Source organism: Aeromonas sp. PrichA-15 (assembly GCF_017939245.1).
GTDB lineage: Bacteria > Pseudomonadota > Gammaproteobacteria > Enterobacterales > Aeromonadaceae > Aeromonas > Aeromonas caviae.
The window spans coordinates 43,951-57,135 of the sequence record NZ_JAGKRH010000001.1 but is presented as its reverse complement, the minus strand read 5'-3'; the positions used below and the strand labels follow the sequence as shown (position 1 = coordinate 57,135).

Here is a 13,185-nt window from a genome sequence, read left to right as displayed (position 1 = left end):
CGGGTCGGCGCAATAAAAAAGCCAGCATGATGCTGGCTTTTTTGTGTCCGCAATCCGGACCAGAAGCGGCAGGGTCTCCCCTGCCCTCTTCTATCAGGCCTCGGCCTTGCCCCAGACGTCACGCAGGGCCACGGTGCGGTTGAACACCAGGTGCTCGGCGCTGGAGAGCTTGTTGTCGGCGCAGAAGTAACCTTCACGCTCGAACTGGTAGGCAAACTCCGGCTTGGCATCCTTCAGGGAAGCCTCCACCCGGGCCCCTTCGATGATCACCAGGGATTCCGGATTCAGGGCCGCTTCGAAGTCATCCTCGGCGCCCGGGTTCGGCACCTTGAACAGACGGTCATAGAGACGCACTTCGGCCGGCAGGGAGTGAGTGGCGCTGACCCAGTGGATCACCCCTTTCACCTTGCGACCGTCCGCCGGATCCTTGCCCAGGGTCTCGGGGTCGTAAGAGCAGTAGATGCAGGTGACCTTGCCGTCCGCATCCTTCTCGACCCGCTCGGCCTTGATGACGTAGGCGTTGCGCAGGCGCACTTCCTTGCCCAGCACCAGCCGCTTGAACTGCTTGTTGGCTTCCTCTTTGAAGTCAGCCTCGTCGATGAAGATTTCGCGGGAGAAATGCAGCTCACGGGTCCCCATCTCCGGCTTGTTCGGGTGCGCTGGCGCCGTCAGCACCTCGTCCGCCGCCAGGTTCTCGATCACCACCTTCACCGGGTGCAGCACGGCCATGGCGCGCGGGGCGTTCTCGTTGAGATCGTCGCGGATGCAGGCTTCCAGCATGCTCATCTCAACGATGTTGTCCTGCTTGGTCACACCGATGCGCTTGCAGAACTCGCGGATGGAGGCCGGGGTGTAACCACGGCGGCGCAGACCGGAGACGGTCAGCATGCGCGGATCGTCCCAGCCGTTCACGTGCCCCTCGGTCACCAGCAGGTTCAGCTTGCGCTTGGACATGACGGTGTATTCGAGGTTCAGACGGGAAAACTCGTACTGACGGGGGTGACAGTCGATGCTGATGTTGTCCAGCACCCAGTCATACAGGCGACGGTTGTCCTGGAACTCCAGGGTACACAGGGAGTGGGTGATCCCCTCCAGGGCGTCCGAGATGCAGTGGGTGAAGTCATACATCGGGTAGATGCACCACTCGTCACCGGTCTGGTGGTGGTGGGCAAACTTGATGCGATAGATGACGGGATCGCGCATCACCATGAAGGGGGATGCCATGTCGATCTTGGCGCGCAGGCAGGCGGAGCCTTCGGCCATCTCACCGTTTTTCATCTTGGCGAACAGGGCCAGGTTCTCTTCCACGCTGCGATCGCGGAACGGGCTGTTCTTGCCAGGAGCGGTCAGGGTGCCGCGGTATTCGCGCATCTGCTCCGGGGAGAGCTCGTCCACATAGGCCAGTCCCTTCTCGATGAGCTCGATGGCGTAGCCGTGCAGCTTGTGGAAATAGTCGGAGGAGTAGCAGATCTCGCCGCTCCACTGGAAGCCCAGCCACTGGACGTCCTGCTTGATGGACTCCACGAACTCGATGTCTTCCTTCGCCGGGTTGGTGTCATCGAAACGCAGGTTGCACTGACCCTGATAGTCGCGGGCGATGCCGAAGTTCAGGCAGATGGATTTGGCGTGGCCGATATGGAGATAACCGTTCGGCTCCGGCGGGAAACGGGTATGCACGCTGCTGTGCTTACCGCTGGCCAGATCTTCATCAATGATCTGACGAATAAAGTTAGTTGGGCTGTTCGCCTGACTCATGGCTCACCTCAAAAATGCGTCACTGGCGGACGTTGTGCCGGCTGGCACCCTCATACCCCCGCCGTCAAGCCGGGTATGATCCCTCATTACGCGCCCTGCCTCAACCTGAATTTGGCCAATTCGGGTCATTGGCGCACCAAAAACGGCGAAACGGGAGAAATTGCAGAGATCCTGGTCAAAAAAAGCCCCGCACGGGGCGCAATGCTGTTCACTTAAGAGAATTTGAGTTCCAGTCCACGTAGTATCAGGACAAAAAAGCGAGGGAGGCATGATGCCTCCCTCTTTCTATTGCAAGCCCCGCTGGATAAAGGCTGGAGGAAGATCGACTGGACACAGCCTTGCCCCCTCAACTCAAATCCAATTTATGAATAATCAGTCAAAAAAGTGCTTATCTGAACAGCATTGCCGCACGGGGCGGGGTCTCAAGTGATGAAAAACAGACAAAACACACACAACAAAGGTTCACACGCAGAGTCAACCTTTCCCAAACCCGATGGCCATCGATCTTGGGAAAGGCGGGTCTTGCGACCCACCTTGCGTTATGGATTGAAGGCTAGCTATCAGTTCAGCTCGGTGACGCGGCTGGTGCGCTTGCCATCGAAGCTGGTGGTACGCAGGTAGACCTTGCCATCCACGGTCGGCTTGGCGGCAGCGTCGTAGGCGCTCCAGCTCTTGCCATCCAGGCTGTACTGGATGGGCAGACCCGGCAGATCCACGTTCGCTTCCAGCACACCGTTCACCACCTTGGCACCCGGTACGGAGAGGCGATATTCCACCCCGGCCTGGTCCAGTTTGGGCAGCACGCGCTGGCCCAGCACGTTGGCCAACTGGTTCCACTCCTTGTTCAGGGTGGCCTTGTTGACATGCTTGGTGGTGCCGGAGAACTCGCGACCCTTCACGTAATCGAGCTCGAAGCCGGCCTTGTGCCAGGCGCGCTCGGCCACGGAGAAGATACGCGGATAGACCATGTACTCGTACTGGGCATCGGTGCGCACGGTTTCACTCCACTGCTGACCGGAGATCCCCTTGAACTTGACCGGATCCTGGTCACCCTTGGCCACGAAGGCGTTGCCGTCGCGGTCAACCGAGGTCTCGGCGTTCTGCGGCAGGTTTTCCGGGGCGAAGGCGAACACCTTGCGGGTGTCGTTGAAGCGGGTTGCCCAGTAGTAGCCGCGCTCGGCCGGGTGTACCTCGTTCGGGAAGTCGAAGTAGAGGTAATCCGGGTTGGAGAGCACCACGTCATAGCCCTTGTGCGCCCACTTCATCGCCTCGTTGAAACCACCCCAGTAGAGGGTTTCCCAGAAGTTGACCCGGGTCTTGTCGGTGGCGAATACGCTGGCATCCGTGGCGTACTTCAGGCCATCTTCCCACGCCTGCAGGGTGGAGAAGCCATGGCCCTTGACCATCTCGCTCACTTCCTTGGCAAAGTAGACCGGCAGCTCGGCCACGTCCTTGATCTTGCCATCGTCGATCATCTTCTGGCACATGGGGGACTTGCCGAACGGCTTGTCCTGCTTGCTGGAGTCGACGTTGCCCTTCCAGGCCACCAGATCTTCTTTCTTGGTGACGGCCGGATCCTGGTAACCACCGCCCTGCATGATGTTCTTCGCCTCGTCACCACCGTAGTGCCAGGCGGTCAGCGGCTGGCCGGCGGCCTGGTGCATCTGGGCCACTTCGTCCATCACCTTGGCCACGAAGGTGGCGGCACCCGGCTGGCAGGGGTTGATGAAGGACATCTTGTCGTAGAACTGCACCGAGGTGACGTTGGAGGTATCGGCCGGGTCAGTCAGACGGAACTGGTTGGCCTCGGCCTCTTTGCCCTCGCTCATCAGACGCTTGTAGCGCGCCTCCATGGAGACCACGGCGGCACGGGCGTGGGCCGGCATGTTGATCTCGGGGATCACGGTCACACCGCGCGCCTTGGCATAGCGTACCAGGTCGATGTAGTCCGCCTTGCTGTAGAAACCGGAGCCCTGGTTGTCGTTGGTCGGACCGGAGCCAAGCTGCGGCATCAGGCACTTGGTTTCGGACTCGTCGTGGCAACGCTGGCTGCCGACGTCGGTCAGCTCCGGCAGGCCCGGGATCTCCAGACGCCAGCCTTCATCGTTGGTCAGCCCCAGGTGCAGCACGTTGAGCTTCATGGCGGACATCTGGTCAACCAGCTTCTTCATGGTCTCCGGGCTTCTGAAGTGACGGGCCACGTCGGTCTGCATGCCACGGTATTCAAAGCGCGGCGCATCCTCGACGCTCATCTGGCTCACCAGCTTGTCGTCAACCCCCAGCAGAGAGATCAGGGACTGGGCGCCCCAGAAGGCGCCGTCAACGTCGTGCCCCTGAATGACGGTGCCCTTCTTGCCGATGGTCATGTCGTAGCCTTCGGCCTGCTTGAGCTTGCTGCCGAGCTTGATGGTGACCGGGTAGCCGGTGTCGGAGAGGGTAACACCCAGCTTGGTCAGTTGCGCCTTCAGGGCCTCGGCGCGATCGCTCGGCAGGTCAAGGGCATTGAGCTTGATGGTGGAGAAGTCGATTTGCGGGCCGGCCTTGACCACCTGCTTCATGGGGCTTGGCAGGATGCGGTCGTCAATCTTGCCGGCAGGCAGCAGGGTGCTGGTCTGGTTCGCGGCGAAACGGGTCTCGCTGTTCATCAGGATGTTGTTGTCATCCTTGGTGCGCTTCCAGCCATCGGCAGGCATCGGCTTCTCGTAGGTGCTGGCATCGTCGATGTTGCTCATGCTGGCCAGCACTTTCGGCTCGGCCCCTTCACTGGCGACATACCAGTTCGGCATGATGTCAGATTCGAACAATACCCAGTATTCCACCACCAGGGGCACCTCGACCGTGGCGTCCTTGGCAAAGCCCTGGAACTTCTCGGTCGGCGTCAAACGATAGAGGTCGCCGGTCAGGTGGGTGATGGTGAACTGGTCGTTGTCCACCCGCTGGATGCGGCGGATGGAGGAGACATAGATGCTCCAGTCCTTGGAGGTGACGTCGGCACCGGTATTGGTCAGGTGCAGCTTGGCAACGCCGCAGCTCGCCCACTCGGAGCCCAGCGCCTGGCAGTCAAGACCGGCGCCGGCACCGTCATTGGTGACGACTTCGTACTTGACGACGAGGTTGCTGGCGAGGGCGTCGACCACCGCTTGCCTGGCAGCATCGGCTGCAAGTGCGGGACCGGCGAAAACGGTAGACATGGCAATGGCTAACAGAGAATGTTTCAAGTTCATAACTGCTGCTCTCATTTGAAGTAAAGGTTGGATTTTCTTGGCTTTTTTTATATGGGGCCCCGAGGCGGGGCCCTTAGTTATGTCAACAATGGACTTAGACTTGAGGTGAGCGAGTCGCTCGATTAACGCAGGGCTTTCATCTCACCGGCGATGATCTCGGCCAATGGGCCCAGAATCACCTGCAGGTTCTGCTCACCGAGCTTGACCACACCGGCCGCGCCCAGAGCTTTGAGCTTGCGCTCGTCAACGATGCTGCGGTCTTTCAGGGTCAGACGCAGACGGGTGATGCAGGCATCGATGGTCACCAGGTTCTCCTGACCACCCAGCACTTCCAGATACTGCTTGGCCAGCTCGGTGCGGTCGGTGGTTTGAGCCTGTACCGGCACGGCTTCGTCATCTTCACGACCCGGGGTTTTCAGGTTGAACTTGGCGATCACGGCGCGGAAGACCACGTAGTAGAGGCCGAAGAAGACCAGACCCTGTACCAGCAGCATGTACCACTGGGTCGCCAGCGGGTTGCGGCTGGAGAGCACCATATCCACCAGACCGGCGCTGAAGCCGAAACCGGCGATCCAGTGCATGGAGGCTGCGATGAACACGGAGATACCGGTCAGCAGGGCATGGATGACGTACAGTACCGGCGCCACGAACATGAAGGAGAACTCGAGCGGCTCGGTCACCCCGGTGAAGAAGGCGGCAAAGGCGGCAGCGATCATGATGGACGCAACTTTCTCTTTGTTCTCTTTCTTCGCGCTGTGGTAGATGGCCAGTGCGGCACCCGGCAGACCGAACATCATGATGGGGAAGAAGCCGGCCTGATACATGCCGGTCACGCCCACGACAGCCTTGCCGGCGTCGATGGAGGACTGGCCACCCAGGAAGTTCGGGATGTCGTTGATGCCGGCCACGTCGAACCAGAACACGGAGTTCAGGGCGTGGTGCAGACCGACCGGGATCAGCAGACGGTTGAAGAAGGCATAGATGCCGGCACCGGTGGAGCCCATGCTGACGATGGATTCACCGAAGCTCACCAGGCCACCGTAGATGACCGGCCAGACGGCCATCAGGATGAAGGAGACGACGATCATCACCACGGAGGTCACGATCGGCACCAGACGACGACCGGAGAAGAAAGCCAGCGCCTTGTGCAGCTCCACGCTGCTGAAGCGGTTGTAGAGCTCGGCAGCGATGACACCACACAGGATGCCGACGAACTGGTTGCTGATCTTGGCAAAGGCTGCCGGCACCTGGTCGGCCGGGATACCCTTGATCTGGGCCACGGCGCCCGGGCTCAGCAGGGTGGTGACCACCAGGAAGCCGACCAGACCGGCCAGCGCGGCGGAACCGTCTTTATCCTTGGACATGCCGTAAGCGACGCCGACGGCGAACAGAATGGGCATACTGTCGATGATGGCGGCGCCCGCCTTGATCAGAAACGCAGCCAGAGGGCTTCCGCCACCCCAACCGTTCGGGTCAATCCAGTAGCCAATCCCCATCAGGATCGCGGCGGCAGGCAATACCGCTACCGGCACCATCAGGGCACGGCCGATCTTTTGCAAATAACCGAGAATGTTCACGGTTCCTCTCCTTAGTTGGTGTTTTTCTAGAAATTAAGTGCTTATCACGTTCGACGCATAAGCCATCAAGGCTTGATTGGCAGTCTATGTGTTTTATTTCGCTGCGCAAATTAATAAACCAGCTTTCGTGATCATTATCACTCAACAGAGATAAAGGTAGCCGATAGATGTGGCTTAGTTCGCAATCTTTATTTACGCTATAAAACAACTTGAATCCGTGTCTGGTCCCTTGCCGTCACTCCCTGTGCGGCAACCGTACTGAGGTATATAGAATGCGCCTGATCCCGTTGAAGTCTGCCAGCCAGGTGGGTCTCTGGTCTGCCCGTTACATCGTTGACCGCATCAATGCGTTCAAACCCACTGCCGAGCGCCCCTTCGTGCTGGGTCTGCCCACTGGCGGCACCCCGCTCAACACCTACAAGCGCCTGATTGAGCTGCATAAAGCCGGCGAGGTGAGCTTCCAGAACGTGGTCACCTTCAACATGGACGAGTACGTGGGGCTGCCCAAGGAACACCCGGAGAGCTACCACAGCTTCATGCACAACAACTTCTTCAATCACGTGGACATTCGCCCGGAAAACATCAACATCCTCAATGGCAACGCCGAGGATCTGGTGGCCGAGTGCCAGCGCTACGAAGACAAGATCAAGTCCTACGGCAAGATCCACCTGTTCATGGGCGGCGTCGGCAATGACGGCCACATCGCCTTCAACGAACCAGCCTCTTCCCTGGCTTCCCGTACCCGGGTCAAGACCCTGACCGAAGACACCCGCATCGCCAACTCCCGCTTCTTTGGCGGCGACATGGAGCAGGTGCCCAAGCTGGCTCTGACCGTGGGTGTCGGCACCCTGATGGACGCCGAAGAGATCCTGATCCTGGTGGTCGGTCACGCCAAGGCCCAGGCCCTGCAGGCCACCGTGGAGGGCAGCGTCAACCACATGTGGACCATCTCCACCCTGCAACTGCATCCGAAAGGGATTGTGGTGTGCGACGAACCTTCCACCATGGAGTTGAAGGTCAAGACGGTGCGCTACTTCCAGCAACTGGAAGCCGACAATATCAAGCACCTCTGAGGAGCTCCCATGTACGCTCTGACTAATTGCACTCTCTACACCGGCAGCTGCGTGCTGACCGGTTATGGCGTGGTCATCGATGGCGACAAGATTGTAGCCATCTCCCGCCAGGCAGAACTGCCCGCCGGCATCGAGCAGATTGACCTCCAGGGCGCCAACCTCAGCGCCGGCTTCATCGACGTCCAGCTCAACGGCTGCGGTGGCGTCATGTTCAACGGTCACATCACCACGGACACCCTGGCCACCATGCAGGCGGCCAACCTGAAATCCGGGACCACCAGCTTCCTGCCGACCCTGATCACCAGCCCGGATGCGGACATGAAGCAGGCCGTTGCCGTCACCCGCGACTACATGGCCGCCCACCCCAACGAGGTGCTTGGCGTCCATCTGGAAGGGCCCTATACCAACCTCAAGCGCAAAGGGATCCACCCGGCCGAACAGATCCGCCAGCCCGCCGACGAGATGATCGACTTCTTCTGCGACAACGCGGACGCCATCGCCAAGATCACCCTGGCGCCGGAGCGCAACAAGCCCGAGCACATCCGCCGTCTGGTGGAGGCCGGCATCCTGGTCTCCGCCGGCCACACCGCCGCCAACTACGACCAGGCCATGGCGGGCTTTGACAACGGCATGCGCTTTGCCACCCACCTCTACAACGCCATGACCCCGACCCTGAATGGTCGCGAGCCCGGCGTGGTCGGTGCCATCTACGATCGCAAGGATGTCTATGCGGGCATCATCGTCGACGGCCACCACGTACACTGGGCCAACGTGCGCCTGGCGCACAGGATGCTGGGGGAGCGGCTGGTGCTGGTCACCGATGCCACCGCGGCGGCGGGCGCACCGGAAGGCTTTGAGAAATTTGATTTTTGCGGCGCAACCGTCTATTTCCGCGATGGTCAGTGCGTCGATGAGAATGGTACACTCGGCGGCTCCGCCCTCACCATGATCGAAGGGGTGGAAAATCTGGTCAAACAGGTCGGATTGCCGCTCGACGAAGCACTGAGAATGGCCACCCTTTACCCCGCTCGCGCCATTGGATGGGACTCGCGTCTCGGTAGTATCCAGGTCGGAAAAATTGCCAACCTCACCGTCTTTGATCAGGCCTTCGCGGTCTGCGGGACCGTGGTTAACGGACACTACACAACACAGTGACACTATGACTGGCGGACAAATAGCAAACGTAGATCTTATCAAGCAGGTAAACAGTGCGGTCGTCTATCGCCTCATTGACCTGCAGGGGCCCATCTCGCGGGTCAAAATTGCCGAGTTGAGTCAGCTGGCCCCGGCCAGCGTGACCAAGATAACCCGGCAACTGATCGAGCACGGCCTCATCAGGGAAACCTCGCCGCAAGCCTCCACTGGCGGGCGCCGCGCCATCTCCCTGACCACCATCAAGCATCGCTTCCAGTTTGTGTCCGCCAAGCTGGGTCGCGGCTACCTGCAGCTCTCCCTGTATGACCTCGACGGCAAGGAGCTCGATCAGCACATCACCCAGGTGACCGAGATCGAGCAGCAACCGGTTGTGGACATGCTGCTGCGGGAGATTGGCGCCTTCATCGACGCCAATCAGGATCGCAGCCGCAACCTCATCAGTATCGCGCTGACCATGCCGGGTCTGGTCAACCCGGAATCCGGCATGGTCATCTACACCCCCACCTACCAGATCCGCAACCTGGGGCTCGCCAAGCTCCTGGAGCACCACTTCAACCTCCCCTGCTACGTGGGCAACGACACCCGTTCGCTGGCGCTGGCCGAGCACTTCTTCGGCGAGTCCCGCGACTGCATGGACTCCATCCTGGTGAGTGTCCACCAGGGGACGGGCTCGGGCATCATCACCAAAGGCAAGGTGTTTCTTGGCCAGAACCGCAACGTCGGCGAAATAGGCCACATCCAGGTCGAACCCCTTGGCAAGCGCTGCCACTGCGGCAACTTCGGCTGCCTCGAGACCATCGCCTCCAACGAGGCCATCGTCGACAAGGTGAAGGAGCTCATCAGCCGCGGTCACCTGAGTTCGCTGCAAGAGAAGCACATCACCATTCAGGAGGTGTGCAAGGCGGCGGTGGCCGGTGACGAGCTGGCCCGCAGCGTGATCGAGAACGTGGGGGAGCACCTGGGGCGCGCCATCGCCATCACGGTCAACCTGTTCAACCCCCAGAAGGTGCTCATCGCCGGTGAAATCACCGCCGCCGAAGAGATCCTGATCCCGGCCATCCGCCGCTGTGTCGAGCACCAGTCTCTGCCAAGTTTCCATCGCGGCCTGCCCATCGTGAAGGCGCGCTTCCAGAACCAGCCCACCATCGGCGGCTTCGCCCTGGTCAAGCGCTCCCTGCTGGAAGGGGATCTGCTGCAGATCATCATGGAGCAAAAGTAAGCTCCACCCCTTCGGACACGAAAACGGCAGCCAGTGGCTGCCGTTTTTTTATGGTCTGTTTTCGCCGGTTCACCCCGCCCGGCACGGTTTGAACAGATCCAGCTTGCCGTCATAGACCTGGGTCTGCACATCCATGGTGCGGGGCAACAGGTTGTCGTGCCGCTCAACCGTTCTGGCCCATTCACCCCGCCCGGCACGGCTTGAACAGATCCAGCTTGCCGTCATAGACCTGGGTCTGCACATCCATGATACCGAGCATGGTGCGGGGCAACAGGTTGCCGTGCCGCTCAACCGCTCGGGCCCATTCACCCCGCCCGGCACGGCTTGAAGAGATCCAGCTTGCCGTCATAGACCTGGGTCTGCACGTCCATGATACCGAGCATGGAGTGGAACAGGTTGTCGTGGGAGAAGCGCTTGCTGGCTGCCTCCTGTTGCAGGCAATCCAGATTGAGCTGACGGTCTGCCTGCAACTGGGGAGAGAACCAGGTCAGGAGCGGCACCCGGGTCTGATCGTCCGGTGCGAACTTGTAGGGGGTGCCGTGCAGATAGAGCCCCATGGCACCGAGGGATTCACCGTGATCCGACAGATAGACCAGCCCCACGTTGTACTGGCTCTCCAGGCTCTTGAGCTTGTCGATGAGCTGGGCCAGCACCTTGTCGGTGTAGCGGATGGTGTTGTCATAGGTGTTCACCAGCTCTTCGTTGCTGCAGTTCTCGATGTCGCTGCGCGGGCAGTCCGGCAGGAAGACGCGATCGGCGGCCGGGTAGCGGCGATAGTAGGTCGGACCGTGGCTGCCCATCAGGTGGAAGGCCACCAGCTTGCTGCCCTGCTTGCCCTGCATGTCGGCGATCTGCTGATCCAGCCCCTGCAACAGCACCTCGTCATGACAGGCATTGCCGGAGCAGTATGCGGGGAATGCCTTGGGCTCAATCTCGATGGTGGGAACGTTTTTGCACACCCCCTTGCAGCCGCCGTCGTTTTCCTTCCAGAGCACCGAGATCCCGGCATGTTGCAGCACGTCCAGCAAGCCATCCTGGGACTGGGCCCTGGCCTCGTCATAGCCGCGCCGGGTCATGTTCGAGAACATGCAGGGCACGGAGAGCGCCGTGGCGGTGCCGCAGGAGCGCACGTTCCTGAACGAGACGACATTGGCCTCCTTCTCGGTGAAGCCGTTGGTCTCCTTCTTGTAGCCGTTGAGGGAGTAGTTCTGGCTGCGGGCCGTCTCCCCCACCACCAGGAACATCAGGGTCGGCTTCTGATGCTGGCCGATCACCCTGGCATCGGTGCCGATCTGCTTGTAGGGAATGGGAGTGGCGAAGACCACATCCCGGGCGTACTTGTAGAGCCCATGCACATAGTTGGCGGGCACTATCTCCTTACCGAGAGACTTGTTGTTGCGCCCGACCGAGGCGTAATCCTGGTAATAGAGGGCGGCAGCCCCCACCAGAAACAGCAAGGAGAGGGCGATGGAACCGAGGCGCAGACCCAGTCCCTTGTACCAGGGACGGGGATACTCAATCTTCACCCACAGCAGGACCAGCACCGGCAGCAGGCCGGTCAGCAGGAACCAGAGCACCACGGAGCCGTTGAGGTAGGAGCCCGCCTCCCCGCTGTTGGTCTCGATGATGTTCTGCATCATGCCCATGTCGAAGATCACCCCGTACTTGAGCATGGCGTAGCTGACGAGGGAGCCGGTCATGATGAGCAAGGCGAAGAAGGGCTTGAGCAGATAACGGAAGGTAAAGGGCAGGAACACCGCGTTGAGGGCCGCCACCAGTACCAGGGGAATGGAAAGGACAAACCCCGCCTTGACGTGTTCAAGGGCGCTGAGAATGCGATAAAAGTGCAGGAAAATGGGCCAGTTGAAGACCAGTGCAAACAGCAGCACCAGCAACAGATTGACCTTCATCACTCCCAGAGTGAGACGCATAGAGAGACTCCGACAAACCAGTGGAACTAACAACCTGCCAGCAGGCTTCGTGGTGACCATCCCGACACTCGGCCCTGAAAAACAGGAAAAGAGCCAGGGAGGTCCAGATACGGGGTCATCCTAGGACGGCAAACTTAAGCGAACATTAAGAGAGGAAATCGAACCACAAGGGGAGGTGCGCGGTCTGGCACATAAAAAAACGGCAGCCCGGGCTGCCGTTTTTGCGAAGGTGAACAAGGTGTTGCACCTGTGTGTTCGCGAACCTGAACAGGGTCGCGAGCGGCCGGCGATCTCGCCGGAGCCGGGGAAGAGGGCCGTTGTGGTCGCCCTCCCCTTGCCCTGGGGGATCACAGCGCTCCCGAGAGGCAATCACAGGGTCGCGGCAATCTCGTCGGAGCCGGGGAAGAGGACCGTTGTGGTCGCCCTCCCCTTTGCTCTGGGGGATCACAGGGTCGCGGCGATCTCGTCGGAGATGGAGCCGTTGTGGTACACCTCCTGCACGTCGTCCAGATCTTCCAGCATGTCGATGAGGCGCATCAGCTTGGGCGCGGTCTCGGCATCCAGTTCCGCCTCGGTGGAGGGGATCATGGTCACTTCGGCGCTCTCGGGCTTGAAGCCGGCGGCTTCCAGACCGTCCAGCACGGTGCCGAAGTCGTTCGGAGTGGTGTAGACCTCGATGGTGCCATCTTCTTCGGTCACTACGTCGTCGGCACCGGCTTCCAGCGCGGCGTCCATCAGGGCGTCTTCATCGGCGCCCACGAAGGTCAGCACCCCCTTCTTGGTGAACAGATAGGCCACGGAGCCGTCGGTCCCCAGGTTGCCGCCGCACTTGCTGAAGGCGTGACGCACTTCGGCCACGGTACGGTTGCGGTTGTCGGTCAGGCACTCCACCATGACGGCGGAACCGGCCGGGCCGTACCCTTCGTACACGATGGTCTCGAGCTGCTCGCCGTCACCGCCGCCGGCCCCACGGGCGATGGCGCGGTTGATGGTGTCGCGGGTCATGTTGCTGGTCAGGGCTGCCGCCACCGCCGCACGCAGGCGGGGGTTGTTGGCAGGATCGGCATCACCCAGACGCGCGGAGGTGGTGATTTCGCGGATCAGCTTGGTGAAGATCTTGCCGCGCTTGGCGTCTTGCGCCGCCTTGCGGTGTTTGATGTTGGCCCATTTACTGTGACCTGCCATAGGGACTCTCCGTTATAGTTGGAAATTTCAGTAACACTGGTTGCGCCCAGAGGGAAACGGGAAAGG

10 protein-coding genes are annotated in these 13,185 nt (G+C 60.5%); 4 read left to right on the top strand and 6 right to left on the bottom strand.

What is annotated here, in order from left to right; translation table 11 throughout:
- Positions 1-93: 93 nt before the first annotated feature.
- Entirely contained in the window at positions 94-1,755 is a 1,662-nt protein-coding gene (gene glnS / locus J9889_RS00240; RefSeq protein WP_041215537.1) for a glutamine--tRNA ligase, read from the bottom strand.
- On the opposite strand from glnS, the gene J9889_RS00235 reads away from it, so the two are divergent.
- Complete coding sequence (locus J9889_RS00235) at positions 1,672-1,971, top strand: hypothetical protein (protein ID WP_201873064.1); 300 nt, start codon at positions 1,672-1,674, stop codon at positions 1,969-1,971. The genes glnS and J9889_RS00235 overlap by 84 nt on opposite strands.
- A 344-nt stretch (positions 1,972-2,315) precedes the next feature.
- Here J9889_RS00235 and J9889_RS00230 read toward each other — a convergent pair whose 3' ends face one another.
- Together J9889_RS00230 and nagE are read right to left on the bottom strand one after the other, a co-directional pair.
- Positions 2,316-4,979: a beta-N-acetylhexosaminidase gene (locus tag J9889_RS00230; protein WP_113977974.1), complete on the bottom strand. Its 2,664-nt coding sequence runs from the start codon at positions 4,977-4,979 to the stop codon at positions 2,316-2,318.
- A gap of 122 nt (positions 4,980-5,101) precedes the next feature.
- Entirely contained in the window at positions 5,102-6,556 is a 1,455-nt protein-coding gene (nagE, locus tag J9889_RS00225; protein ID WP_039039841.1) for an N-acetylglucosamine-specific PTS transporter subunit IIBC, read from the bottom strand.
- Positions 6,557-6,828: 272 nt separating this feature from the next.
- Between nagE and nagB the strand changes: the two genes are divergently transcribed.
- Genes nagB through J9889_RS00210 form a run of 3 tightly spaced genes read left to right on the top strand, consistent with a single transcriptional unit; the run spans position 6,829 to position 10,003 of the window.
- Positions 6,829-7,629 (top strand): glucosamine-6-phosphate deaminase, encoded by an 801-nt coding sequence (gene nagB / locus J9889_RS00220; RefSeq protein ID WP_010674098.1) that lies wholly within the window; start codon positions 6,829-6,831, stop codon positions 7,627-7,629.
- Positions 7,630-7,638: 9 nt separating this feature from the next.
- Positions 7,639-8,784, top strand: a complete 1,146-nt coding sequence (gene nagA, locus J9889_RS00215; protein WP_039039842.1) for an N-acetylglucosamine-6-phosphate deacetylase — start codon at positions 7,639-7,641, stop codon at positions 8,782-8,784.
- 4 nt (positions 8,785-8,788) lie between these two features.
- Entirely contained in the window at positions 8,789-10,003 is a 1,215-nt protein-coding gene (locus J9889_RS00210) for an ROK family protein (RefSeq protein ID WP_010674096.1), read from the top strand.
- Positions 10,004-10,072: 69 nt separating this feature from the next.
- Here the strand turns inward: J9889_RS00210 and J9889_RS00205 are convergent, their stop codons facing one another.
- The 3 genes from J9889_RS00205 to J9889_RS00195 form a co-directional block, all read right to left on the bottom strand.
- Positions 10,073-10,228, bottom strand: a complete 156-nt coding sequence (locus J9889_RS00205) for a hypothetical protein (RefSeq protein WP_193550722.1) — start codon at positions 10,226-10,228, stop codon at positions 10,073-10,075.
- A gap of 80 nt (positions 10,229-10,308) precedes the next feature.
- Complete coding sequence (locus J9889_RS00200; protein ID WP_113977973.1) at positions 10,309-11,934, bottom strand: phosphoethanolamine--lipid A transferase; 1,626 nt, start codon at positions 11,932-11,934, stop codon at positions 10,309-10,311.
- Positions 11,935-12,378: 444 nt separating this feature from the next.
- The gene (locus tag J9889_RS00195) at positions 12,379-13,119 is read right to left on the bottom strand and encodes a YebC/PmpR family DNA-binding transcriptional regulator (protein ID WP_010674094.1); all 741 of its coding nucleotides are present in this window, start codon (positions 13,117-13,119) and stop codon (positions 12,379-12,381) included.
- Positions 13,120-13,185: the final 66 nt, after the last annotated feature.

What these genes read in the sequence shown, in the direction of transcription:
- J9889_RS00235 (WP_201873064.1), top strand. Translation starts at nt 1,672, where the DNA reads ATGCACGCTGCTGTGCTTACCGCTGGCCAGATCTTCATCAATGATCTG.
- glnS (WP_041215537.1), bottom strand. Translation starts at nt 1,755, where the DNA reads ATGAGTCAGGCGAACAGCCCAACTAACTTTATTCGTCAGATCATTGAT.
- J9889_RS00230 (WP_113977974.1), bottom strand. Translation starts at nt 4,979, where the DNA reads ATGAACTTGAAACATTCTCTGTTAGCCATTGCCATGTCTACCGTTTTC.
- nagB (WP_010674098.1), top strand. Translation starts at nt 6,829, where the DNA reads ATGCGCCTGATCCCGTTGAAGTCTGCCAGCCAGGTGGGTCTCTGGTCT.
- nagA (WP_039039842.1), top strand. Translation starts at nt 7,639, where the DNA reads ATGTACGCTCTGACTAATTGCACTCTCTACACCGGCAGCTGCGTGCTG.
- J9889_RS00210 (WP_010674096.1), top strand. Translation starts at nt 8,789, where the DNA reads ATGACTGGCGGACAAATAGCAAACGTAGATCTTATCAAGCAGGTAAAC.
- J9889_RS00205 (WP_193550722.1), bottom strand. Translation starts at nt 10,228, where the DNA reads ATGACGGCAAGCTGGATCTGTTCAAGCCGTGCCGGGCGGGGTGAATGG.
- J9889_RS00200 (WP_113977973.1), bottom strand. Translation starts at nt 11,934, where the DNA reads ATGCGTCTCACTCTGGGAGTGATGAAGGTCAATCTGTTGCTGGTGCTG.
- J9889_RS00195 (WP_010674094.1), bottom strand. Translation starts at nt 13,119, where the DNA reads ATGGCAGGTCACAGTAAATGGGCCAACATCAAACACCGCAAGGCGGCG.